The organism is Occallatibacter sp. (assembly GCF_035317045.1).
Lineage (GTDB): Bacteria > Acidobacteriota > Terriglobia > Terriglobales > Acidobacteriaceae > Telmatobacter.
Genome location: NZ_DATHHT010000004.1, coordinates 95,072 through 120,446 on the forward strand (window position 1 = coordinate 95,072; position 25,375 = coordinate 120,446).

Here is a 25,375-nt window from a genome sequence, read left to right on the forward strand (position 1 = left end):
CATATGAAGCTCATCCACCTGGGTATTGCTGCATTGGCAGCCGCACTTGCAACCTCGTCGATGGGTCAGAGCACCGATGCGGCAACCAGCACGCCACAATCCACGCTGAAGGTGAACAGCCGGGCGGTGCTGGTAGACGTGGTTGTGACTGACAGCAAGGGCAACCCGGTGAAGGGATTGAAGCAGGATGACTTCAAGGTGCTGGAACAGGGAAAGCCGCAGAATGTCGGATATTTTGAAGAACACGGCGCCGACTCGTTGGCGCGCAGCGGCGAAAACAGGGCCTTCCCGCAGCTGCCGCCCAACGTGTTTACCAATTTCTCGCCGCTGCCGACTCCCCCAGCCGTAAATGTTCTGCTGCTCGATGCACTCAACACCCCCATGAACGACCAGATGTATTTGAAGAAAGCGGCGCAGCGTTATCTCAAGACTCTAAAGCCGGGAACGCGTCTGGCCATCTTTACGATGTCGATGAGGTTGAGTTTTATCCAGGGTTTCTCTGATGATCCAGCCGTCCTCGCCACCGCGATGGGCTACCGGAAGAACGACAAGTCAGAACCGGCCATTCTGCTGCAATCGCAAGGCGAATCCGACGCGCAGAATACCGTGGTCGAGATGATGGTTGCGATGGAACAGGCTGGCGGGAATAACATCGTGTTCACCGTACCACCTCAGACCATCGAGGCGTTTCAGCAGTTCATGCAGGAGACGCGTTACGCGCAGGACAGCGATCGCGAATATCGGACGCTGCAGAATCTGAATCAGCTTGCTGCATTTCTCGGATCGTTTCCCGGCCGCAAGAATGTGATCTGGATGTCAGGTGCGTTCCCCGTAGAGTTGTTTGGGCAGACCTCGATGCGCTTTGACGATTCCATCAATCAGACAATCAATCTACTTTCCGCGGCACGCGTGGCGATTTATCCAGTCGATGTGCGGGGCACGAATGTTCCAACCTACTACACCGCTGAAAACTCGCTCGATCCGACGATCACGTCTGCTCCGCAACTTCTGGGACCCCCGCCCGGAGTGACGGCGGATGCTCCCAATGCCGGACAGGGCGGCTTTGCTGGCGGCTTGCAAGACGAGAGCCAGGCGAAGAACTCAAGCAATTCCGCGATGGATATGCTGGCCAGCCTGACTGGCGGCAAGGCCTTCTACAACCAAAACGACCTCTCGGGAATCATTGGAAAGGTTTCAGATCACAGTTCGGATTTCTACACGATTTCGTATTCTCCGACCAATTCGAAGATGGATGGCGGTTTTCGAAAAATCGAAGTGAAGATCGGGGACGGGGAACATTACGCGCTGTCGTATCGCCGTGGATACTTTGCCCGTGATCAGGATTTGCCGGGAGCCGCTCAGACCCGTCAGGATCAAGCGGAGCAGCAAGCATCGCAAAATCCGACAAGGATCGATCCGCTCGAACCTTTCATGGTTTTTGGAATGCCGCAGTCTGAGCAGATTCTCTACAAGACGCTGATTCAGCCGATGCCGCAGAAGGCCGATGCAAGGCCGTCGCTGAAGGGGCCAACGGATCGTTATTCCGTCGATTTCGCGCTCGATTTGGATGACTTGCACCTGAAGCTGGCACCCGATGGGTCCCGCAAGGGCAAGCTAAACCTGTCGATGATCCTTTATGACAGATATGGACAGGTCACGAGCAGGGAAGACCACCTGGTCGATCTCAGCATCAAGCCCGACGTCTATCCGGTCTTCCAGAAGACAGGGGTTCAGATGCATGGCGAAATACAGGTTCCGAAGGGACAATACTGGCTGCGCACAGGGGTTTATGACCAGGTGTCGCGCAAGGTGGGAACGATGGAGATTCCGCTGAGTTCCGTCAAGGAAAGCGTCGCCAGCAAGTAGCTGTGTTGCAAGGATCGAGATTCGGGGCCGACCACGGTTTGGCGCGCCCGATTGTCAGTTGGTATACTACCCAAGTCGTTGCAGCGCACTGTTCGTGGAGCCGCCCACCCTTCTCCGGCCAAGCCGGATTCCCGCGCAGGAAATGCAACTGAAAGTCTGCACTGAGGCCAGGTAGCTCAGTGGTAGAGCGCGGCCCTGAAAAGGCCGGCGTCGGCGGTTCAATCCCGTCCCTGGCCACCATCCTTTTCCATGCATTCCCACGTTAAAACTTGAAGCAACTCTAATTTTGCGCAAGACTTTTCTTCAGCGCTGGTCTCATCATTATCTGTCGGGGTACCAGTGCGAAAACGGAACAAGGACGGCGGCTGCTCTTTGGCAAAGCCATCGCACTGTTAAGTGACTGGTTCTAATCCTCCGCCTCATAGCATTTGCGCCCTGGCACACAGCGGGCAAGATGCACGTAGTTCTCATCGGGCCCTGCGGGACTCAGGGTGTGCAGGCACCAATAGCTTGAAGATGTGTGCACGCCGGGAAGCCAGGACTCTGCGTCGGTCGGAATGGAGCCGTACGGATTCTTGGTTCGCAGGCACTGGCAGGGAAGCGGTTTTGTATCGGCTGTGTTCATAAGGTACCTCCTAGCCCGCCGCGCTCGGGTCGCGGTCCATTTGCCCAGCAGCCAGCAGGACGGTGCGATAGATGGCGACCGGGAAGAGTTGTACTTTGTAGGCGTTCATCGAAAGCGGCTGCACATTGGTCATAGCCGCTTTGCCCGCGGCCCGCGCCACTTCTTCATTAATCGTCTTGCCGGCGAGCAGAGCTTCTGCCTCCACCGAGCGGCGCACCACTGGAGATGCCGCGCCCATGGTGATCACGGCTTTGCGGCAGACGTTGCCGTCCATCTCCAGCACCACGCCCGCATCGGCAATCGCCCAATCAAAGCTCTCCTTCTCACCATATTTCTGATAAGCGGAGCGCGTGCCCGGCGCGGGCTTGGGAATCGTGATGGCGGTGAGCAATTCGTCGGGTTCGACAACGTTGAACTTCGTGGGATTCGCATCGGGCTCGACGTAGAGGTCCTTGATTGCGAGCGTCCGCTTGCCCTTCTTCGCGGATTCCAACTCGACCGAAGCGCTCAGCGCCAGCAGCGCCACGGCAGCCGATGACGGAGCGACCGCGGGGCACGTGCCGTAATCCATGATGGCGTGATACTGGTTGAGCCCCGCGATTGCGAAGCAGAACTCCTTGCCTTTCCTGATGCATTGGAAGTCCGCCGAACGGAAGTACCAGCATTGAACCGGTTGCAGCAGATTGCCGCCCACCGTCGCCATATTTCGTAAATGAGGTGTGGCCGCGTGTCCGCATGCGTCCGAGAGAATCTGATACTTCTCTCGAATCAGAGGATGGTCGCTGATCTCAGCGAGCGTGGTAAGCGCGCCAATCGTCAGTCCCTTCTCCGTCTCATGAATTCCGCGCAGCGAAGGGATGTTGCGGATATTCACAAGCTTTGTCGGCTGGATCGTGCCGTTCTTCATTCGTCCCAGAAGATCGACACCGCCGGCCTTGACGACCGCACCGTCTTTCAACTGCGATAATGCCGCGTCAACCGTGGTGCAATTCGTGAGCGCAAAGCTGTTCATGCCAAACTCCTCCCCGGCACAGGCTGATTCAGCGCGGCCAGAACCACCGCGGGCGTCATCGGCGTCTGGCGAATGCGCACGCCGATTGCGTTATAAACAGCGTTGCCAATTGCGGCTCCAATTGAAACGACGCCGGCTGCCTCGCCGATTCCCGATGCATCCGTGGAACTCTGGCCGATATATGCCTCCACAAGCCGCACATCAATCTCGGGTGTCTCGCGCGATCCGGTGATCTTGTATTGCTCCAGGTTCGGATTCACCATCAGGCCGTAATCCGGATCGAGCAGACGGTTTTCAAATAGCGTGTACGAGATGCCTTGCAGAACCCCGCCATTAATCTGGCTGATCACGTGCCCCGGATTCATCGGGCGTCCGCAATCGTGCACGGAGAGGACGCGCTTGACATGAATCCGGCCGATCTCGGCGTCAACTTCAACCTCCGCAACGTCGACACCGCCGTAGGTCAGATACTTGCTGCGATCGTAGTCCGGTACGCGTTTGGATTGGACCGCGATCTGATCGGTCTTCATTTTGGCGGCGGCTCGTTTGAAGCTGACAGGCTGCATCTTGCCCGACTTGCTGCGAACCTCTCCGTCCACCAGTTCCAGATCCTCGCCGGTCGTGCCGAATGCAGGAGCGACCTCCTCCAGAAATTTCTGTGAAGCCTGCCATGCCGCGTCCCGCACCGCAGGCGTGAGCGAAAGCGTGGTCATGCTGCCGCCGGAACTGGGACCCACCGGGTAATTCGTATCGCCCACTTTCACCGAAATCTTCTCCGGTGGCACGCCGAACTGCTCCGCCATGATCTGGGCCATCACAGTTTTGATGCCGGAACCGATGTCCTGCACAGCGGAGAGTACTTCGACCGATCCATCCTTGTGGACGCGTACCTCAGCGGCAGAATCCATGTTCACGAAGCGATACCACACCGACTGCGCGAATCCAACGCCACGCTTGATGGGACCGCGATCCGAATTGGCCACGGGATTTCGAGATTTCCAGAGCGCGCTCTCGCGAACGACCTGGCGCTCAACTTTGCGCACCGGATGCGTGTCGATCCGCTCACGCAAATCGAGCGGATCAAGATTGAGCTTCACCGCAAGGTCGTCGATTGTCTGCTCCAGCGCGAAAGCTCCTGGCGGATGTCCAGGCGCGCGCATAGCCGCACCCGGACCCGCATTGGTGAATACGTCATTCTCCTCGGTGTGGAGCGAGGCGTACTTGTAGAGGTTCGAAGCGGGACCCGCACATCCCGCCCCGGTTCCGCAACCGGCGGTGCCGTAGCTGACCAGGTGAACGGCAGTGAGCGTGCCATCCTTCTTTGCGCCGATGCGCAGCATCTGGTCGGAACTGGGGCGATTGCCGACAGAGAGATGCTCTTCCTCGCGATCGAGCATCAGGCGGACCGGTGCTCCCGTCTTTTTTGATAAAGCCGCCGCGACCACGCCGGGATTGCCTGCTCCAAACTTCGCTCCGAATCCTCCGCCCATGAACTCGGTGAGTACGCGAATCTGTGTCATGGGAATCTTGAAGAATCCTGCTAGTTCTTCGCGCACGCTGGAAACCGCCTGGGTCGAAGCCCAGACCGTCAACATCTCCGGCTTCCAATCCGCGACCACGCCGTGCGTCTCCAGCGCAGAATGTGTCTGCACTTGCGTCACGTAGTGCCCTTCTACAACGACATCGGCGTCACGCAAGCCCTGCTCTGTATCCGCAACCTTGCGGATGGAAGGCCCATGCACATTGCCGGTTTGCGGAACTCCGTGCGGGCCACCGCCGCCACCCGCGGTACCTCCCTGGTCGGCGGCGCCGGGGTAGACCAGCGGCGCATCTGCAGCGCGTGCCCGGTCGAGGTCTACGACAAAGGGAAGTGGTTCGTACTTCACTTTCACCAGCGCGGCCGCTTCTTCCGCTGCGTTGGGACTGATGGCTGCGACGGCGGCGATCGGCTGCCCTGCGTAGCGCACCACGGGATAATTTGCCTTCTCAAGCGCCGGATCACGCAATGAAGCATTGCCCAGCACATGCTCGATCACGTGCACGGCGCGAATCCCTGGATGGCTCTCTGCCGCGGAAGTATCGACGGAGACGACCTTCGCATGAGGAACGTTGGCATTCACAAATTTCGCATAGAGCATTCCCGGGAGTTGCACGTCGGACGTGTAACGTGCGCGGCCTGTAGCTTTGGCATAACCGTCCCACCGCTCGGGGGATTTTCCGACGTATTTCAGGTCCTTGTTGATCGGCCAGACGGGAGGCTCTGTGGCAGGTACCTCGCGCGGTTCATCGCGAAGCGTGTAGTCCGGCACGCCGACCGGCATGTTCACGGTCGTCTTGTCGGATTTTCCACTCGCTGCGGCCCCTGGTTGCTGGAGCATCGATTCCTCATTCCAATGAGTCGGCATGATCTCCTCCGTTAAGCCTTCCGCGTGTTGCCAGCCGCTTCGAGGGTTGCGGCAAAAATCTTGGGATACGTCCCGCAGCGGCATAAATTTCCTGAAATCGCGTGGCGCACATCCGACTCGGTGGGATGGGGATTCTGTTTGAGCAGCGCCGCGCAGCTCATCACCATGCCCGGCGTGCAGAAGCCGCATTGCATGGCATCGTGTTTCACAAACGCGGCCTGCAAGGGATGCGGTTCACCGTCGACGGAAATTCCTTCAATCGTTGTCACCTCGTGACCGATTGCATCCATCGCCAGTGTCATGCAGCTGTTCACCGGCATCTTGTCCAGCCAGACGGTACAGCCTGAACAGGCACCTCGGTCGCAAATGACCTTGGTCCCGGTCAGTCCGAGATTGATCCGAAGAGCCTCGGCCAAGGTGGTGCGCGGCTCGATCTCCAGGCTTTGCTCTTTGCCGTTGATCTTGAGGCGAACGGGAACTGGACCGGGACCTAGTTCAGTCACACCCGGGTCGGCTGCGGCTGCAGTTTCACGGCTGAATGCCTGAACTCCATCCAGCAAGGCGGTTCCGGCAGCAGTCAATCCAGCGCCCTTCAGAAAGCCCCGGCGGCTGATGCCGTGATTTTCATCTTGATTCTCTGGTAAAGAGCGGGGTGATTTCGTGGGATCGGACATTGACTCCTCCCGAGGACTTTCAGGATTAGGCACCTGGGATGCAGGCGGCTGGTCGGATCGGATTAATGGCACATCTTTCGGAAACAAAACTGCCGACGCAAAAACTATAGCTCCTGACGAGCCGTAACGCACGCGGAATTCGGCAGATCGGCAGAATTTAGCAAAATTGCGACATGATCGTGAGACGCGAGCAGATTTCAGTTCTGATCAGACTCTCCTTTCGCTCCCAACAAAGCCAAAATCTTCTGAAGAAAGGAGAAACAGGTCGCATGCGCAAACCGCCAGAAGATATATTGGTCCATTGCTGGTCTGGAAGAGCGGGAGTGTTTTTGAGTTTCGAAAACTGAGAATTCGCAAGGACCAAAGGCCAGAAGGTGAGGAAACCCTTCGCTCGCACATTTCTTCACCGGAGGGAATCGATGCTGCAATTGAATCCGCTCAGAAAAGTGTATGACGTCTGCATCATCGGTTCTGGCGCGGGCGGCGGCACCGCTGCGAAGGTACTCACGGAAGGCGGGCTGAATGTCGTGATGCTCGAGGCCGGACCGCGGCTGAACCCGGATAAGGATTTCAAAGAGCATGTGTGGCCATATCAGCTTCCTCATCGCGGCGTCGGGGTTGGTGGCAAACAGAGTGGAATAGGCAACGAATTCATGGCGCCCAATGGATTTTGGGAAATTGAAGGCGAGCCATACACGACCGCACCTGGCTCATCGTTTCGCTGGTTCCGGTCACGCATCGAGGGAGGCCGCACAAACCATTGGGGACGCATCGCTCTCCGATTTGGACCAGCTGACTTTCGTGCCCACTCCTCCGACGGAATCGGCGACGACTGGCCCATCACTTACGAGGAACTCGCGCCTTACTACGACAAGGTCGAATCCTACATCGGCGTGTTTGGCTCCAAGGAGAATATCCCCAATGCTCCGGACGGTGTGTTCATGCCGCCACCGAAGCCGCGCTGCACTGAGACCCTTGTAAAGAAGGCCTGCGACAAGCTGAATATCACGTGCATCCCATCGCGCCTTGCCATTCTTACCAAGCCGCTGAATGATCGTGATCCCTGCCACTACTGTGCTCAGTGCGGTCGCGGCTGCAGAACCGCTTCGAATTTCAGCTCCAGCCAGGTGATGATTCCGCCAGCAGTGGCAACTGGCCGCCTGACGATGATTGTCAATGCAATGGCCTGCGAAATTGTGATGGGCGCCAACGGCAAAGTCGAAGCGGTCGCATACATCGACAAATCCACAAAGAGCGAACAGCGCGTCTACGCCAAATCCGTCGTTGTCGCAGCGAGTGCCTGCGAGTCCGCGCGTCTCCTGTTGAATTCGCGTTCGCAGAGTTTCCCCGCCGGGCTTGCGAATTCCTCAGGAGTCATAGGCCGCTATTTGACAGACTCAGTCGGCAGCGATCTGACCGGATACTTCCCTCAACTCGAAAAAATGCCAGTGCACAACCACGACGGCGTTGGCGGAATGCACATGTACATGCCATGGTGGCGTTTTGGGAAAAAGAACGATTTCCTCCGCGGCTACCACATCGAGTTTGGGGGCGGACGCGACATGCCCGGTGTGGGCGGCTTCGACTATGTTTGCGAAGAACAGGAAGGCTACGGCGTCAGCCTGAAACAGAAGTGTCGCAGTTCCTACGGCACATTCATCGGATTTAGCGGGCGCGGCGAGATGATCCCCAATGAAAATTCTTTCTGCGAACTCGACCCCGAAGTGAAAGACAAGTGGGGCATCCCCGTATTGCGCTTTCACTGGCAATGGGGCGACAACGAAACCAGGATGGCTGCGGATATGCAGCAGACTTTCCGCTCCATCATCGAGGCTGCCGGCGGAACCGTTATCGCCGGCACTCGGAGACATCCCCAGAAGAGCAGCGCCGGTGCGAGCAACGCGCTCGAACAGCAGCCGGTCGGACACATCTCTGAGGGCGGCGCTATCATTCACGAACTCGGCACAGTACGCATGGGCAGCGACCCAAAAACCTCTGCGCTGAACAAGAACTGCCAGGCACACGACGTCAAGAATCTCTTTGTCGCTGATGCCGCTCCGTTCGTAACAAATGCTGATAAGAACCCCACTCTGACCATCATGGCGCTGTCGTGGAAGACATCGGAATACTTGCTCGACCAAGCCAAGAAAGGAGAGCTATAGCCAATGGCCGCGGATACCCTGTCTCGTCGCACAATCTTGAAGTCTCTTACCATCGGAGCCGTGGCGGGTTCCGTACTGCGTGTGATCCCACTCGAAGCTGCCGAGTATGCACACACCATGATTGCGTTAGAGAAAACGGATGCCAAAACCGGAGCGTACACCGCAAAGGTCTTCGACGCTCAACAATATAAGACTCTGCAACTGCTATGCGAGACCCTATTTCCTGCGGACGCGGACTCTGGCGGCGCAATCGAAGCCGGGGCACCGGAATTCATCGACCTGCTCACCAGCGAGAATGAGGAATACAAAGCCAAGTTGACAGGCGGCTTGAAGTGGCTCGATTCCACCTGCGCGACCCGCTTTAGCAAGGCCTACCTGGATTGCACACCCCAGCAGCAAAAAGAAATCCTTGACCTCATCGCCTATCGCAAGAATTCGGAACAGGATGAAAGCCTCCGTGAGCCGGTAGATTTTTTCTCCTTCCTGCGCAATTTCACTGCAGACGGATTCTTCACCAGCAAGATCGGGATCAAGTATCTCGGATACAAGGGCAACACCTACCTCACCGAGTTCCCTGGATGCCCGCCAGTTCCCGACGTATAAATCCAAGTTGTCGGATGGTCGCAGCCTGTAAGTGTTCTTTCGCTTCGCCAATATCTCTGTGCTCAGGCTCTCTTCAGCACGAGATGGGTCGCGTAGTCCGTAGCCTTGCGATCGGTTACTGAGAATCCAAGCGCATGCAAGTCCAGACCTTCAAACAGCGGTTCACCTTCGCCGAGGAGAACGGGCGACAACGCGAGGTGAAGCGAGTCAATGAGTCCAGTTTTGAGATACTGGCGCACCGTCGACACGCCACCACCGATCTTGACGTCTTTACTGCCGGCGGCTTCCTTCGCGAGAGCAAGTGCCTCCTCGATTCCCTCGGTGACAAAGTAGAAAGTGGTTCCACCTTCCATAACGATGGGCTCATGCTGGTAGTGCGTGAGAATGAAGGTTGGCGCGTGGTAAGGCGGATTGTCGCCCCACCAGCCCTTCCATGGGTTGTCAAGCCACGGGCCACGCACGGGACCGAACATGTTGCGGCCGAGAATGAAGGCGCCAAAATTCTCCATCGCCCCGCGTGCGAACTCATCGTCGAGATCGATTGCGCCGCCCTCCTGTTCGTGCATCGCGCGGAATGTCTTTGTCCGAAAGAACCACTGAAAAATTTCGGTCCCACGTTTCCCTAACGGATCACTGAGGCTCTGCTCAATGCCCGCGCTGAAACCGTCCAACGAAACACCAAATCCCGCCACGCGGACTCTCGACATGAATGCTTCTCCTCTCAAAATGTTTAGCTGCAAGCACGCAAACTGGCAACCGGACCGACTCAACACAACTGGGCTGGCTGACCCCTCCAGCGTTACAATCTAGAATTCTTGCAGGCAGTCGACGTGCCGAGTTTCAACTATTAGTTCGATGCTGGAGGTCAATGCAATGAAGGTCAGTGCTCGCAATATCCTTCCTGGGATTGTCAAGCTCATCACAAAAGGTGCCGTGAATGCAGAGATTGTTCTCGCCTTACGCGGCGGCGAAACCGTTGTTGCTGTCATTACGAACTCGAGCGTTGAAAGACTTGGCTTGCAGATTGGGACCGACGCATTCGTAATTATCAAGGCGTCAGAAGTAATGGTAGGTAAGGATTTGGAGAGCGCAAGACTCAGCGCGCGCAATATCCTCGCCGGGAAAGTAGTTGAACTCCAGGACGGTGCGGTAAACAGCGAGGTCGGAATTCAATTACCTGGTGGCACAATGCTCATCGCGTCAATCACCAAAGAGAGTGTACGCTCGCTCAATTTGAAGCAGGGCGATGCAGTGAGCGCGATCGTAAAGGCATCCCACGTGATGGTGGGGGTGTGACTACGGTTTGACGTCAATCACAGTAATGGATGTGAGGTTGCGAACCCATCGCGCGGGGCGCTTTTCTTCGGTTGAAATCATCTTGAAGACGCCGTCTTTCCCGAGTTTCTGCCCATCAACCGAATCAGCGACGATCACGTCCCCTGTGTGGATCGAAGGGTCGACCTCAGCGAGCGCAAACAGCACGCTGTAGTGATCCGTACCCTCGGCAATGACACCGATTAAAAACAGCTTGCCTCGAACGTTCTCTCCAAGTGGTACGCCCACCTTCCCGAGCAAGTCAGCCAAGGGTACACCGGAGTACGTCTCATTGGCTTTGGTGTGATGGTTGTAGACAGACACAGTTTTGTGCGGCATCGAGGCAACGTCTTGTGGCGTGAAGGTCATCGACTTCCCGTCCACCGCTCTAATCGTCAACTCGGTCGATGGAACGGTGGGACGGGAATGATCCATGTCCTGCGCAACGGCATCTACCTGCGCAACGAAAAGGACGACTGAAGCAATCGAAACCAGGAACGCATGGGAGAATGAGTGGAACCGGCGATTCATAGCGACATTCTAGCGTGAGGAGATGACCGGATCCTCTGATCGGCAAAACGGTGGGCCTTTTTTCTCAAGATCTCACACGGGAAAGTGCTAAAAGATTAATCCATGGCCAACCAGAAACAAATGATGACACCGCGGGAAGCTTCCCGCATTCTGGGAATAAGTTATCCCACGATCAAGAACTGGATATTGTCCGGGAGACTGAAAACCATCAAGACGCCTGGAGGACACCATCGCGTATCGTTCGGAAGCCTCAAACCGTTCCTCGACCAGGATGCTCTCAAGTCCGACACGAAGTCCCGCAAGCGCTATCGGCGCGTAAGTGGAAGAAATCAACTTGCCGGGAAAGTCGTCAGCGTCAGAGTCGAGGGGCTGTTGGCAGAGGTCATCCTGGCAATCGGAGACGCTCAGATTACCGCGATCATCACCGCGGCGGCGGTCCGTGAACTGGGCTTGAAAAAAGGCGACACAGCTGCTGCTCTAATCAAGTCAACCGACGTCATGATTGAACGCTTGGACGGCGAATTGCGCTAGTTCGCTGCGGACCTGTTGACGATACGAATCGAAATATATAAATTCGATAATACCGGCGGGCCCGACAAGCCCCTCCCCCACGCTGTTGTTCGAACACGGTTGAGCATAGCCCGCCGGCGCCTCGCCAAATCCAGCCGTCCTGGAGATTGAATGCTCAGGCACCACGCTCTTCGATTTGCCTTTTGGCTTTTGCTTGCAATCTGTTCAACGGGCCTGAACGCTGTTTCCGCATTCGGCCAAGTCTCTGCGAGCTTGTCCGGCCGAATCACGGATCCAACCGGGGCTGCAATTCCGACAGCCACCGCGACCGCAACCAATATCGAAACAGGACTCTCGCGAACCGCACTCACCAATGCGTCGGGCTGGTACCAACTTCTGGAATTGCCGGTTGGACGGTATGAAGTTCACGCCAGTAAGGCGGGATTTGCCGATGAGATACGCCAGGGAGTCTTTCTGGTCGTTGGTCAGGATGCAAATGCCGACCTCGCTCTCCAGGTCGGACAGATCAAACAGCAGATCACTGTCAACGAGAATGTCCCCATCGTCAACTCATCCACTCAGGAGATTTCGGGCTTGGTAGGAGAGCAGCAGGTGAGAGACCTCCCGCTCAACGGTCGCAGCTACGATCTTTTGCTTACGCTTAATCCTGGTATCGTCAACTTCACATCGCAGAAGACCGGCGGGATCGGCGTGTCGAATTCAAGCACGGGAAACAACTTTGCGGTTTCTGGAAACCGCCCTCAGCAAAACCTGTTTCTGTTGAATGGAATCGAGTTCACTGGCGCTGCAGAAAATAACATGCAACCGGGCGGTCCGAGTCAACAGTTGTTAGGCGTGGAAGCAGTCCGGGAATTCAACGTGCTCCGCGATTCCTACGGTGCCGAATATGGTAAGCGGCCTGGTGCGCAGGTAATCATCGTCACGCAGTCAGGCACGAATCAGTTGCACGGTTCGGTCTATGAGTATTTGCGCAACAATGCGCTCGATGCTCCGAACTACTTCGATCAAGGATCGGCGCCACCCTTCCAGCGTAATCAGTTCGGAGCCGCACTTGGCGGCCCCTTGAAGAGGGACAAAGCATTCCTGTTCGGAAACTATGAAGGCTTCAGGCAGAACCTGCACCAAACCTCGGTCGCATTTGTGCCCGATTTGGCTTCGCGAGCGGCAGCCGCGCCCAGCGTAGCGCCGCTTCTGAACCTCTGGGTCACTCCCTCTCCGAACGCGCCTGACTTTAACGGAATCGCCCAAGTTTTCGGCAGCCCTCTTCAGACGATCCGCGAGGACTTTGGAACGGCTCGGTTCGACCTTCCATTCTCACCCGGAGACACACTCTCTGCGGTGTACACCATCGACGACGGTGGCGACGTCACTGCGACGACCGCCAATCCCTACAGCACCGACATCCTGAATCTCCGCGAGCAAGTGATTAGCCTTGATGAAACGCATGTTTTCTCTCCGTATCTGAACAACGTCGCCCGCGTGGGCTATTCGCGTGCCGCCTATTTCTTTACGGGAGAGCCCACTCCGGGCACTCCCGCCACTCAAGTTCCTGGTTTCGTCAGCGGACGCCAAATTGGCGCTGTGGTAGTTGGCGGGAGCGCCGCGTCCAATCCGCAGGCGCAGATCGGACTGGCTGGAAGCAATAACGGCAGCAATCTGCCCATTGTGCGGAACATCTATACCTATGAGGATCGCCTAACCTTGTCGCATGGCCCGCACCAATGGAGTTTCGGTGCGTGGTTTCAGAACTTCCAATCCAACGAAACAATCAATCTGAGCCAATTTGGTCAGGCCACCTTCACCAGCCTGCAAACATTTCTCACTGGAACGACGAGCAGCTTCCTCTATAGCCCCGCGCCCACCGAGATGAATTGGCGTGCTCTTTTTGGTGCGGTGTACGCGCAAGACGTGATTCACATGAATCCGAAACTGACGCTTAGTCTTGGCTTTCGTGGCGAGTTCTCTACTGGCTGGAACGAGGCTCACGACCGCGCCGCGAATTACACGTTCACCAACGGAGTTATTTCCAGCCAGCCGCATATCGGCCACAGTGCTTTCACTGAAAACAATGCCAAGTTTCTCGCCCAGCCACGAGTTGGTCTTGCATGGAGTCCACGGAAGGATAAGACGGTTGTCCGCGCAGGATTAGGTATGTACAACCAGCTGCTTGACGATCTTGGATATCGGATGGATCAGAATGCGCCTTTCAATCCGACATACAGCATTGCTGCACTTCCGGTTTCGAGCCTGCCGATTAACCCCACGGCTCCGACGCCCGCCAAGGCACTTCTCGTACCCGGTGGTGTTCAGCCCGACGCCAAGATGCCCACTCTTATTTCGTATTCGTTGAGACTTGAGCAGGAACTTACTCCGAATACGTCGCTCACGTTGGGATATGTCGGATCCCATGGATATCATCAGCTCATCGGCATTGACGGCAATCCGTCTGTCCCGACAATCTGCCCCGCATCCCCCTGTCCGGCCGCGTATCCGGCAAGTTTCCCCGACGCGCTGGCCAATGCGGCGATCCCGGCTGGATCTTTCTACATCCCAGCGGGGACGCCGAAGGCAAATCCGTCCATCGCCAATACGTGGACGTGGTTTTCCAAAGGGAACAGCAACTACAACGCGCTCCAGGTCGATGTGAATCATCGCTTCAGCCATGATCTGACCCTTCGCGGGGTGTACACGTGGTCAAAGGCCCTCGACAACGGCGATTCTCTGAATGCGACTACAGCGGGAAACGCGCCCGGCCTTGCCTCAAATCCCTACGACCTGCACGCCGATTGGGGACTGGCCACATATGATGTCCGGAATATTGGTGTCGTCAGTGCTGTCTACTCGTTGCCCTTTGGACACGGTAAATCCTTCAGTCACGATATGCACGGATTCGCGAATGGCGCGATCAGCGGATGGTCTGTGAACAGCATCGTCACACTTCAGTCGGGATTTCCGATGACTCCGCAACTCAGCTACAACCCCTCAAACGATGGCGACACCCGCAATCCGGTGAGACCATTTGTGAATCCTGACTTCCACGGGCCCATCACTCTTGGCAAGCCTGGACAGTGGTTCAATCCAAGCGCGTTTCTGGCGCCTCCGGCCAACAGTGGATTCTGGGGCAACCTGGGGAGAGACACCTTGAAGGGTCCAGGTTTGGGAACGTGGGATTTTTCCACCTTCAAAGACACCAGAATTCATGAGCGTACCGAAGTCGAATTTCGGGCTGAACTCTTCAACCTGCTCAACCGCGCCAACTTTAATACTCCGAACCTGATCGCATTTACGCCGACCGGTGTGTCGGGCACGGCTGGCGCCATTACAAGCACATCGACGACTTCCCGGCAAGTGCAATTTGCCTTGAAGCTTCTCTGGTAGGAAGCCTGCCTGGGCATCGAGAGAAGACTCAGTGCCCGGACATATCCATGCGCTTGTCTTTTGTTGCGGGCTTCGCTCCCGCATCTGCAGAAACCGCCGCTCCGGGTTCGGCCGCAGCAGTCTTCCAGGCAGCCAGGACGTGTGGCGGCAACTTATCCATGTTGCTCAAAAAGGTAGTCACCTGCCACATTTCTGATTCCTTGAGACTCGTCTTCCACCCTGGCATCCCACTTAGACGCACCCCGTGCTGGATGATGTAAAAGTTCTGATTCTCCGGCATGTCTGGCGCATCCTCAACGAATTGGGGTGCGCGCGGATAGAACGAATCGCCAAACGGAGAATGGCTGTGAGAGATATCGCCATGGCAACCCGCGCAATCGGATTGATAAATCTTCATGCCGGCAAGCAGGTTTTCCTCGTTGAGCTGAATGGGATTCTTCACATCGGGTGCGCGCCGATCTACTGAAGCATCCAGAGCCGGCATGGCAAGCTTCGTCTCCAGCGAACCTGGCTCGGTGTCCGCGCGAGGGTCGACAAATCCAAAGCGCACATAGCAAAACACCACCAGCAAAACCAAAACGACCGCGGTCAGAAATCCAACGAGAAACCTGATCATTTGGAGTCTCCATTCAAGGGACTTTGGCCAGAAGCCGATTCACTGTTCGATCCCCGTGAATCGGTCGTCGAACGCCGTAGCCGTCGCGCCACCAACGTTCGCGATACCGCTGGGCATTCATTGTTTGATGCGGCGTCGCGGCCTCTGGCATGGGGCACTGTCCATTATCGAGCATTTCCGGCCACAAGCGAAAAGCAACTCCAAAACGAGCTCACTTCACCGTGCTGCAAACGGCTTGCCGCGCACTGTTGAGTAGACTGAGTCGAATGCAGTCAAGCCATGTATGTTCGCGACTCCACCGACGGTGACGGGATCGGCGAGGTATTGGACCTTGCTTTCAGTGTTGATGAATGCTGGCCACATGGGAAGCCCAGCGCCGTTCGGATCGCCCGTCTTGGCGAAGTTCACCCAATAGTTTGATATCTCGCCAGCCAATTTCCGATCTCCCGCGCTCCATTTCCAGGGCGCCTGGTCAAGATGGTCAAAGACATACCAGAGCTCGGCGAAATGGCTCGCGCCCCAACCCGCATAAAAAGAGCCAGCGGGGAACGGTGGCTTCTGTCGAAAAGAGTAGTAAAAGACAGCACGCTTGCCAGTTCCTGCTTGTAACCTCGCCCAAGCCCACATGTCCCAGCCAAAGCGAAGATCGCGCTCGAGGCCGAGCTGCGCCTGCTGCGCCTCTTCGTCGGTTGTGTGAGGGTATGCCGCAATTAGCGCTGGGGGAAGCTGGCCAACTCTATGCTCCAGATCGCTAGAGAAAGTCGCGGCCGTCTCGTGGGAGACATCCACCATCGCACGCGCCTCGTCGGCGTTCGAGCCGATCAGCAGTGGGACATCGTTTTGCTGTCCCGAAGCAAATGTCTCGTATGGAGAGGCGGGAAGAACATACGGTTCGATCACCGCATGAACGATGCCTCCTGCATTCCCTGTAAGTTGGCTCGCGGGCAGCCGACGCAACTCCTTGAGCGAGGGCGCTCCCACCGAGACTGCGTACTTCCCTCCGTCGCGTTCTGCATTGGCCAAAAGGAACTGTGGTCCGAGCTGCAACGGCTCGAACAGGCCGCCGCTCTCGCCGATGGCGCGCTGGAACGAGCCCTTCCCAAGGGGCGAGGCCATGAGGATGCTCACCGATATTGAACCCGAGGATTGACCCGCAACGGTCACGCAGTCCGGATCGCCGCCAAAGGCTGCAATGTTTTTATGCACCCACTCAAGTGCAGCGATCTGGTCCATCAGGCCGTAGTTCCCCGACGAGTGGTGCGGGGACTCCTGTGTCAGCTCAGGAAGCGCAAGAAAGCCCAGCGGGCCAAGTCGATAGGCGATGGTGACAACGATGACGCCTTTGTGTGCAAGCTCGTCACCCCAGTACAAGGGCATCGATGCCGATCCGTTGATATATCCGCCGCCATAGATCCAGACGATCACCGGCAGACGATCATGCGGGCCACTGGCCGGTGTCCAGATATTTAAGTAGAGGCAATCCTCGCTTACCTCTGGCGGCGCCTCGCCCGGCATCGACACACCAACTTGCATGCACGCAGGCGCAAACGCATCCGCTTTGCGCGTCCCAGTCCATGGTGCGACAGGCATCGGTGGGCGCCAACGCAGGTCGCCGACCGGCGCGGCGGCGAAGGGAACTCCTTTATAGACACTCAAGCCGTTCGCGCTGACCCCGGATATCGCTCCGGAATCCGTCAAGACTTGTTGCGAGATGCCGGCGGCGGACAGACTTGCCGCCGCTGCCACCAAACATGCGAGTTTCCATTGATTCTGCAACGGGTCCTTCTTCTTGGAGTTCTTTCGTAGAGGGCGGGATAGTTGTTTCTCAAACCTCTGCATGGTGGGCGGGCAAAGCCGGAGGCTCCATCTTGAATCTCTGCGTGCATGCTACCGACATCCTGGTGCATTCGCGCTGAGCAATATTGCTCAAGTTTCCAGCAATTGGAAGTCAGAACCCTAGACTCTGGTGATCCTTAGACACGGCTGATGCCACAATTGTGCTCGCATGCACATGCTGCGCTTCATACGGAAGGAATTTGAGGAATCGACTCACTTGCATTTGGAACAAAGGCGAATTCGATCGAAGGGGAAATCGCCGCAAGCTGGCCAATGTTCCCTGTGCGGGTTGCTTATTGGACCAACACCACAACTTGGGCTGCGGTGACGATCTGGCTGGCACCGGTGCCGGTAGTAGCATTCACGATGAAGTTATAGGATCCGGGAGAAGTGCCGGCGTCGATAACTTTACCTCCGCTTCCGCTGGGGCTGCCGCCGCCACCTCCGCATGCACCAAGACCGCACAGGACGGCAAGAGAGATGAGTACGAGCCACGCCTTACTCCTGCGACGCGCCAAAGGAATGCAGATGAGCAGGATTCCGGCCAAGGCGATGGGACGGAAGCCGTTGATGATTCCAGGATTCTCCTCGGCGGCGGCGGTCGTCGGAGCGGTCGTTGAGACGTTCATCGTGACGGCAACGGCGGATCCATTCACGTTGATTTGGATTGACGATCCAGAAGTCGCTCCGCTGCTGAGCGCACACTTGCTCTCGGGGGCGGAGGCTACGCAGGAAAGGGTCACAGCACCGGAGAAATTGTTATTAGGGGTGACAGAAAGCGTCGTGGTTCCGGATTGTCCCGGGCTGGGGATGTTGATATTGCCGGTGGGTGCGACGCTTACCGGACCAGCAACATTGATCGTGTCTCCGAACACAGTCTGGACAGGCAGGTAGTTGGAATCCCCCGAATAAGAGAAGTTGAGGCTGTGGGACCCCGTGGTAGTGAAGGTGTAGGTTGTGGATACAGTAAGAAGCTGGCCAGCGGAGGACGTCGTGATGGGAGCCTGGATCAGGTTGCTGCCGTCGTAGAACGTGAACGTCCCGGTGGGCTCGACGCCGAACTGCGAGCCTGTGATGTTGGCCGTGGGAGAGACGGTTTGGCCGACTGCAGCGGTGGGCGTGCCCCATCCCCATCCAAGAATGAGGGGCTGCGCCTTGGTGACGTTGACCGGTACGGTAGGACTGGTGGAAGCGGCGTAGTTTCCGTCGCCTGAATACTGCGCGAAGAGTGTGTGGCTTCCGACACTCGTAAAGGCTGCTTCTGACTGAGCGTCAGCCCAGGCAAAGGGAGTGCTGGTATTGGTCGGTTGATATCCGCTGCTTTCGTAGACGGGGACTGGACTTCCAACTGGAGAGCCATCGACAAAGAACTGGAAGGTGCCGGTGGGAGCGGCACCATTGCTCTGCGTGCTGATGTCGACGTCTACCTGGTTGTAGTTGCCGTAGTCCACTGTCAGCGGGCCGACAGCCGCGCTCGCTGTCGTGGGTGCCTTGTTGATGACGAAGCTGGTGGACGCCTTGTTGGAGGCATAGCTGGGATCGCCGGGATACGTGACCGTGATGGCGTAGTTGCCTGGTGTCAGCGGCTGGGTTTCTGCCATGCCCTGGTTGTTGAGAGCGAGACTGACGCTATCTAGAGCGGTGCCGGGAGCCGCGAGCGTGATGGATCCTGTGGGGCAACTGGCAGTGTGATTCGAACACGTGCTCGAGATTCCGCCGATGGAGTAGGTCGCGGCAGCGTTGCCGATGTCCGCACGGAAGAGTGTCCAACCGGAACCGTATGTTCCCCCGGTGGCAGAGCGGGAATCGATGTTGCCGTTGATGTTGATGGCGATGAGATTGGCAAAGATCTTGCTCTGTTCCGCGGCGACGACAACGGGAACGGTATTGGAATAACTGCCGCCGTAGGCGGTATCGCCGCCATAGTGGGCCATCACACTGTAGCTGCCGCCGGGCAGCAACTGCGTGGAACCGGTGATCGCTCCGCCGGCGAGTTTGAAGGAGGCGAAGCCAGGATCGCCGGGCTGACCGGGACTGGCCATAAGCGCGACGTCGCCGGTGGCGACCGCAGGGGCGACCTGGATTCCCACCGGGACCGATGAACCGTGCTGCACATTGACGGCAGTGCCTCCGTTGAGTGTGAGGTTCGTGGATGAAGGCGAGAACGAGATCTTGCTCCAGTTGTTGACGAAAGAGGCTGCATCGATGGAACCGAGGCCGGTGGCGAGATCGAAGCCAGAGGCAGTGTCATATCCCGAAAGGACTCCGTAGGCGTCAGAGGGGGTGGTGGTCTTGCAGCCGGAAGAGCCGGTGACACAGGGCATGGCAATGGTAGTGCCGGCGGGAACGTCGTGGAAGGCTGCGGGTTGCTGCGCGGCAAGCTTGTAGAGGACCAAGCCACCGACGCCCTGGGGTGATCCAGTTTTCTGATTCACCATTGCCATGATTCCAGCGAATGCTGGAGCCGAGACCGACGTACCACCGAAGCCCACGTTCGGGTTCTGGCAGTCGTTGTTGAGGTAGTTCTGGCAAACGAGATAGTAACTACCAAGAAAGCCATTGCTCGCGAAGAGGGAAACGTCGGGGAGATCGCGTGCGTTGTCAGCGGGAGTGGAGGTCTGCCACGTGGGCTTGAGCCAGGATGAGCTTTTGCCGCCGCTGCCCCCGGTCGAATTGAGAAAACCGTTGAAGGCTGTGTTGTTGCAGTTTTGTTCGACCGAGGCGGCGCCTCCCTGAAGTTGCTGGAGAAGGCCGTTGGTGCAGGAGTCGTTCCATGTGGTTTCGGGAATGTAGCCTTTCGCTGATGCGTGCGTGACTGGATCGTTGGTGACGTTCCAGTAGGTGGTCCAGGTCTGGTTTTGGTTGAAGTCGGTACCCCCGACAGCCGTATTGAAGGGACTCGATGCAATCCCATTTACCGCGAGTCCATTTTTGGCTACGGTCGAGGGATTGTCGCAGCCGGCGGCACCATTGTCGCCGGTAGAAACCACCGCGGTGATTCCCTGCGCCGCGGCCTGCTCCCACAAAGTGCCGTAAAACTGTACTCCCGCTGTCCCCATGCCGGCTTCGCACTGGCCGTAACTTTGGCTCAGGACCGGGGCGAGATTGTTATCCACGATATAGAGCGCGGAGAGATCAACGCCGTCAGTGGTTTCGGTGGAAGCGGAGATTACGAGGTTGATGGTGGCGCCGGGCGCGACGGCACCGGACCATTGCGTGTCGATGTCTGCTTCCGACTCGTCTTCGTTGATACCGGGACTGACGCCATTGTAGGTGCGCACAAGAGTCGGCTTGGGAGCGTGGATTCCGTCGAGGGCGTAGACCTGCCAAAAGGTGGTCGTGTCTCCGGGATCGATGTCGGTGCGTGCGACGATGGCAATATTCTGGCCGGCTCCGGTGATCGGAGTGGGTGTGGCATCCCACAAAGGAAGCACGTCGTAGATAGTCGCGAAGTCGAAAGGAACAAGCGGGTAGTAGTTTCCTTGTCCGTTATTGAATGTGTACTGAGGCTGCAGCTGTTCGAGGGACGAGTTCCCCTGGGGAGGGTGCTGGAGCACGGGAGCATTGGAGGGCTCGCGCCGGAAGCTGTGCAGGGAATCGATTCCAGCGATGACGGGAGAAAGAGCAGCAGGCACGGTGGGATCGGAGATGTTGGCCCAGTGATCTGCTCCGTTGACCGTAAATCTATGAATGGGAGCTCCGAAGGCTGCCTTGATGTCGCCAGCGGTACCGGAGAACTCAAGGAACATGCGACCAGTGCTGACGTCAGTGACTTGGAGACGGTTTTGCAAGAGCCATTGCGTGAGAGCGGTAATATCGCTCTCAGCGGCTCCGAATCGTTCGCCGAATTCCTGCGGCGTGAGCCACCGATGGTAATCGGGAGAGGACTGCGACTGCTGGTTCTCGATCAGAGAGCGCAGAGCCGCTTCGCGCTGGGGGCTGCGCTTCAGCACGAGCAGAAGGCGATGCAGCATGAGATCGGATGGAGCTTCGCCTTGATCGTATTGGGCCCGCGCGAGAGGATGAACGTTTCCGATCAGCCGAATGCGATTTGCATTGTTGACCGGTTGGGTGATCAAGGCAGGCGCGGACTGCGCGAAGAGAGAGGACTGCGCGCCGGAAACGAATGCGGTGATAATGACCAGGGCAATAAGAGAAGTACGAAGTGCAGCAGGCATGAGCGATCCCCAAAGAAAATATGTTCATCTCAGGCATTCCTCGATCGCTTTCTGAATGCCCCAAAATTTGCATGACGACCTGCATTTGAGAATTCCGGCCAGTCAGATCACCGACGAAGTCAATTCGCAAGTGCAGTGAAGTTTGATTGGCCGAATCATACAACAAAAGTGGGTCCGCGAGGGATAACTCCTTGCACAAAGAGTGAAACCATAGGCCAGAGGATTTTTAGTTTAGTGGGCGCTGACCTCGGCGGTAGAGCGGCGGCCTGTTAAGCAGCGAGACGTCAGTTCGAATCTGACTCCCGGAGCCAAACTGTTTTGCATCGTTCCCGGTTCGTTCAACTGTTGAGGACTGCACGTTCTGAATGTGCAGATGAGGGTTAATCGTGGATCACGTTTTAGTGGGTTCGACTCCATCCCTTTCCTCCAACAAACTAATATGTGGGCCTGTAGCTTCAGTTGGTAGAGCGCGCATTTGAAATCCGGAGGTCGAGAGCTCAATATTCTCCAGGTCCACCAAGTCGCGGCTTCGTAGCTCAGAGGGTAGAGCATCAAATTGAAGGCGTGCGTGTCGGATTCGCGCTCTTGCACACAATGTTAGGCATTCAAGAAAGGGACGCGCAGACGTTATAAGACACAGGCTCTAACTCGAATGCGCTCAACAACAAAACGGCCCTGGAAAACCGATATAGCACCCAGTGTGAGGAGTTATAATTAGAACATTATGTATGCCACCTCAAATCCCGACCTTGTGAATGAGCTTCGATACGCCCTTGACGTGATGGAAGAGTACTCGCACCTTGGCCTGGACAACGAAGCAGCCGGCAAACTCAGGGGAATCCTCGTTCGCCGCATCAATGAGGCTGAATCTGCACTCTCTTGCCGCCCCGCTGCTCCCGTTCGCTTCCCTGTGGAAGATACGAAGGTCCTGGCCTAGAAGCCTATCGACTTCCTCGAGCGCATTAGTTGCCGTCGAATACCAGATGACGCTTGCCGGTCTGCCTTTTTCGCAGAGCTAAGGCCGGCTCGTCGTGGACTCCTATTGGAGATTGGTGTCGGGCTGGAGAGCTTCATCGTCATCGCCGATCGGCATACCCGGAGGAGCCTCGATGGGCTTCTCTGGGACAAACTTGTCGGGGTCATGTGTGAATCGCTCGACGCGATCGATTAACGCTGCGCGGTGAATAGCTTCGGCAGTATCCTGCGGCATCGGAGTCGAAGTCCACTGCTTGAGCAAGTCGCGCATGTGCCAGCTAGCGATGGCGCGTGCCTGGCTCGAGGCGGCGGGATTGACTGCCAGCGCCAGCATCGCTTCGACGGCGCGAACCTCGACGGCGCGCTCCACTTCTGATGACATGCTGTGTCCTGCTTCGGGGCGTTCAGCGACAGTGGATGAAACTGCCTCCAGAATGCTGCGGAGCGATGGAGATGCAGGAACTCTCATGTGGTACTCGATCAGGCGGCTTGCCCGCGCTGGATCGAGAAGCACGCCAAGGGTCAGATCGGCCGCAGATTCGGCGGCGGCGATCGGATCGAAGGTGAGCCCGGTGTGGGAGGGAAAGGACTCCTGTGTGCGCGGATAACCGGGAGGGACCGGTGGCAGAATCTTGAGAATCGAGTCCGGCAGGGTCAGCGTCTCCGGCTTGAGCGTCTTGAGGACCTCGTCAAGCGCCTTGCGTTGTTGCACCGGATCAAAAATCGAAGGATCGGGGAGACCGTCGCCCCGCAGGTTGTAGCGATAATCGAGTCCGCCGATCTCCTTGATAGCTGCCTCGGTTTGATAACGGTGAAACAGGTAAAGCGGGACGAGTGTCTTTTCCAACTCGGCCATGGGCGTGCCCGGCTTGATGGCATTCTCGCCAAAATGCTTTAATGCCGCTGCTCGAACGGACAGGACGCGCTCAAGTTCCTCGGCGGGGTCGGCGCCGTTGTCCCACAGGTGAGCGTGCGGATGCGCAGAGCCGAACGGACGCGCGTCTTCATCGGTGATGAAGATCTGCCCTGCATGGTCGGCATCGGAGAGAATTTTGTCGAGCGCAATCTGCTGCTCGTCGGCAGTCAGTTTCGGAGCAAATTCCCGATAGCCATAGTTGATGGACACCTTGTCCCAGTCGCCGATTTCGGTTGCATACGCATGAGAGACGTCGACATGTCCACTGCTGTCGAGCTTCATGTAGGGATGCGGGTAATCCATCACGCTGTCGCTCTGCGAAACCATCGAGGCGGCAAAGTTGTGCGCGAGACCGAGCGTGTGCCCCGTTTCATGCGCCGATAGCTGCCGGATACGCGCGAGCACCATCTGCAGCATCGGATTGGCGGCCGGGTCGGCGGTGTCCTTAGGTGAACCGTAGGGCGACAGGAGCGCCTCGGCGATCATGTAGTCCTGGCGCGCTCGCAGCGAACCGAGGGTGACGTTGCCCTTGATAATCTCTCCGGTGCGCGGATCCACGACCGCTGCGCCATAACTCCAGCCACGGGTATAACGATGAACCCACTGGATGATGTTGTAGCGGACGTCCATCGGGTCGGCGTCCTCAGGGAGAAGATCGACGCGAAACGTTCCCTTCGCCCATCCTGCTGCCTGAAAGGCCTGATCCCACCAGCGTGCGCCTTCGAGCAACGCGGTCCGAACCGGCTCAGGCGCACCACGATCCACGTAGTACTGAATCGGCGTCACGGCCTTGCACTCCGTGGTGCAATTCGGGTCCTGCTTGATCAGCCGATGGTGGATGATGAAGAGCTGATCGAGCGGATCGCCGAGCGGTGCCGTGTAGTCGCGATAGCCGGTCGGGAAGTAGCCGGCGCGGGGATTGAAGCGGCGCGATACGAATCCCGGCTGAGGCAGTTCGATGAACGAGGTTCGCTCCCGGACCGTCATGGCGTGCGGGTCCGGCGTGACGTTGCGGACATACTCGCCCTTGGGCGGTGCGTCGGTGGTGAATGTGAGCTCTGCTTCTACCTCAGTGTTCTTTGGAAAAGCTTTTGTGTCGTCGAGAGCGATGGCCGACCGCGCAGCCTCGACGCGGTATGAGCCCTGTTTCAAATTCGTCAGCCTGTCGGCGATTCCGTGGCCGTCGTGCAGAAAGAAATCCGTTCCATCGACAAGCACGGTTCCATCCGGCGACTCGGCGGCAACACTGAATCCCCACAGGATCGACTGGGCGAATGACTGCTTCACCGCAAGTTGTTCAGCGGGGTCGCTGCTCGACGCGCGGAAGGCCAGGTTGGGTTGAACGAGCAACACCTTGGGGCCGCTGCGTTCAAAATAGACGAGGCGGCCCTCCGAGATCTGTCCGCGATCGAGGCTGAGATCATTCGAACCGGTTCCGAATGGAAGGGAAGTTACATAAACGATGTCGGGTGACTTTCTGTCAGGGCCGAGATGTTGGATCTCAAAATAGAGCTTGCCGGTCCTGGCATCCCAGTCGAGCGGAATCAGTCCGTCGAAGTGCTTCATGCCGGCGATTTTTTCCTGAACCGTGGGCGGTGCCGCCGGCTCCCCGGCTGGGGCCGCGGGCTTGGCGCCTTGCGCAGAAGCGAGAATTAGAAAAATGAGCAGGGCAAGAATGGGAAGCTTGGCCATGTTTCCTTCTATCACGGCTCGGCGCGGTGGCGGAGAGATTTCAAATCAAGCGAGAGACGGT

The 25,375-nt window shown here is 57.4% G+C and carries 17 protein-coding genes and 1 tRNA gene; 8 read left to right on the plus strand and 10 right to left on the minus strand.

Annotation, left to right across the window (positions count from 1 at the left end; translation table 11 throughout):
• Positions 1–3: 3 nt before the first annotated feature.
• Together VK574_RS01990 and VK574_RS01995 are read left to right on the plus strand one after the other, a co-directional pair.
• Positions 4–1,866 carry a VWA domain-containing protein gene (locus VK574_RS01990; protein WP_472798126.1) on the plus strand — a complete coding sequence of 621 codons (1,863 nt, stop codon included), beginning with the start codon at positions 4–6 and terminating at the stop codon, positions 1,864–1,866.
• Between the two features lie 165 nt (positions 1,867–2,031).
• A tRNA-Phe gene (locus VK574_RS01995) sits at positions 2,032–2,106 on the plus strand.
• Between the two features lie 166 nt (positions 2,107–2,272).
• On the opposite strand, the gene VK574_RS02000 is transcribed toward VK574_RS01995, so the two are convergent.
• The 4 genes from VK574_RS02000 to VK574_RS02015 are packed head-to-tail and all read right to left on the minus strand — an operon-like array spanning position 2,273 to position 6,582.
• Complete coding sequence (locus tag VK574_RS02000) at positions 2,273–2,491, minus strand: hypothetical protein (RefSeq protein ID WP_472798127.1); 219 nt, start codon at positions 2,489–2,491, stop codon at positions 2,273–2,275.
• Between the two features lie 10 nt (positions 2,492–2,501).
• On the minus strand, positions 2,502–3,503 hold the full coding sequence (locus VK574_RS02005) for an FAD binding domain-containing protein (protein ID WP_472798128.1): 1,002 nt from the start codon (positions 3,501–3,503) through the stop codon (positions 2,502–2,504).
• Positions 3,500–5,908: a xanthine dehydrogenase family protein molybdopterin-binding subunit gene (locus tag VK574_RS02010; RefSeq protein WP_472798129.1), complete on the minus strand. Its 2,409-nt coding sequence runs from the start codon at positions 5,906–5,908 to the stop codon at positions 3,500–3,502. Before VK574_RS02010 ends, VK574_RS02005 begins: the two co-directional genes overlap by 4 nt.
• Positions 5,909–5,919: 11 nt before the next feature.
• Positions 5,920–6,582 (minus strand): (2Fe-2S)-binding protein, encoded by a 663-nt coding sequence (locus tag VK574_RS02015; RefSeq protein ID WP_472798130.1) that lies wholly within the window; start codon positions 6,580–6,582, stop codon positions 5,920–5,922.
• Positions 6,583–7,001: 419 nt separating this feature from the next.
• Between VK574_RS02015 and VK574_RS02020 the strand changes: the two genes are divergently transcribed.
• Positions 7,002–8,744, plus strand: coding sequence for a GMC family oxidoreductase (locus tag VK574_RS02020; protein WP_472798131.1), 1,743 nt, complete (start codon positions 7,002–7,004; stop codon positions 8,742–8,744).
• A 3-nt stretch (positions 8,745–8,747) separates the two neighbouring features.
• Positions 8,748–9,347, plus strand: a complete 600-nt coding sequence (locus VK574_RS02025) for a gluconate 2-dehydrogenase subunit 3 family protein (RefSeq protein WP_472798132.1) — start codon at positions 8,748–8,750, stop codon at positions 9,345–9,347.
• 62 nt (positions 9,348–9,409) lie between these two features.
• Here VK574_RS02025 and VK574_RS02030 read toward each other — a convergent pair whose 3' ends face one another.
• Complete coding sequence (locus tag VK574_RS02030; RefSeq protein WP_472798133.1) at positions 9,410–10,054, minus strand: dihydrofolate reductase family protein; 645 nt, start codon at positions 10,052–10,054, stop codon at positions 9,410–9,412.
• A gap of 148 nt (positions 10,055–10,202) precedes the next feature.
• Between VK574_RS02030 and VK574_RS02035 the strand changes: the two genes are divergently transcribed.
• A complete protein-coding gene (locus VK574_RS02035) occupies positions 10,203–10,643 on the plus strand; it encodes a TOBE domain-containing protein (RefSeq protein ID WP_472798134.1) in 441 nt (146 codons plus the stop codon).
• Here the strand turns inward: VK574_RS02035 and VK574_RS02040 are convergent, their stop codons facing one another.
• Entirely contained in the window at positions 10,644–11,192 is a 549-nt protein-coding gene (locus VK574_RS02040; RefSeq protein WP_472798135.1) for a hypothetical protein, read from the minus strand.
• A 102-nt stretch (positions 11,193–11,294) separates the two neighbouring features.
• Between VK574_RS02040 and VK574_RS02045 the strand changes: the two genes are divergently transcribed.
• Positions 11,295–11,723: a TOBE domain-containing protein gene (locus VK574_RS02045; protein WP_472798136.1), complete on the plus strand. Its 429-nt coding sequence runs from the start codon at positions 11,295–11,297 to the stop codon at positions 11,721–11,723.
• 252 nt (positions 11,724–11,975) lie between these two features.
• Positions 11,976–15,101, plus strand: coding sequence for a TonB-dependent receptor (locus VK574_RS02050; RefSeq protein WP_472798137.1), 3,126 nt, complete (start codon positions 11,976–11,978; stop codon positions 15,099–15,101).
• Between the two features lie 28 nt (positions 15,102–15,129).
• Here the strand turns inward: VK574_RS02050 and VK574_RS02055 are convergent, their stop codons facing one another.
• The 3 genes from VK574_RS02055 to VK574_RS02065 form a co-directional block, all read right to left on the minus strand.
• On the minus strand, positions 15,130–15,717 hold the full coding sequence (locus VK574_RS02055) for a c-type cytochrome (protein WP_472798138.1): 588 nt from the start codon (positions 15,715–15,717) through the stop codon (positions 15,130–15,132).
• A 216-nt stretch (positions 15,718–15,933) separates the two neighbouring features.
• Positions 15,934–17,463: a carboxylesterase/lipase family protein gene (locus VK574_RS02060; RefSeq protein ID WP_472798139.1), complete on the minus strand. Its 1,530-nt coding sequence runs from the start codon at positions 17,461–17,463 to the stop codon at positions 15,934–15,936.
• Between the two features lie 383 nt (positions 17,464–17,846).
• The gene (locus VK574_RS02065) at positions 17,847–21,731 is read right to left on the minus strand and encodes an Ig-like domain repeat protein (protein ID WP_472798140.1); all 3,885 of its coding nucleotides are present in this window, start codon (positions 21,729–21,731) and stop codon (positions 17,847–17,849) included.
• A 724-nt stretch (positions 21,732–22,455) separates the two neighbouring features.
• On the opposite strand from VK574_RS02065, the gene VK574_RS02070 reads away from it, so the two are divergent.
• Positions 22,456–22,668 carry a hypothetical protein gene (locus VK574_RS02070; protein ID WP_472798141.1) on the plus strand — a complete coding sequence of 71 codons (213 nt, stop codon included), beginning with the start codon at positions 22,456–22,458 and terminating at the stop codon, positions 22,666–22,668.
• Positions 22,669–22,770: 102 nt separating this feature from the next.
• Here VK574_RS02070 and VK574_RS02075 read toward each other — a convergent pair whose 3' ends face one another.
• On the minus strand, positions 22,771–25,314 hold the full coding sequence (locus VK574_RS02075; protein ID WP_472798142.1) for a zinc-dependent metalloprotease: 2,544 nt from the start codon (positions 25,312–25,314) through the stop codon (positions 22,771–22,773).
• Between the last annotated feature and the right edge of the window lie 61 nt (positions 25,315–25,375).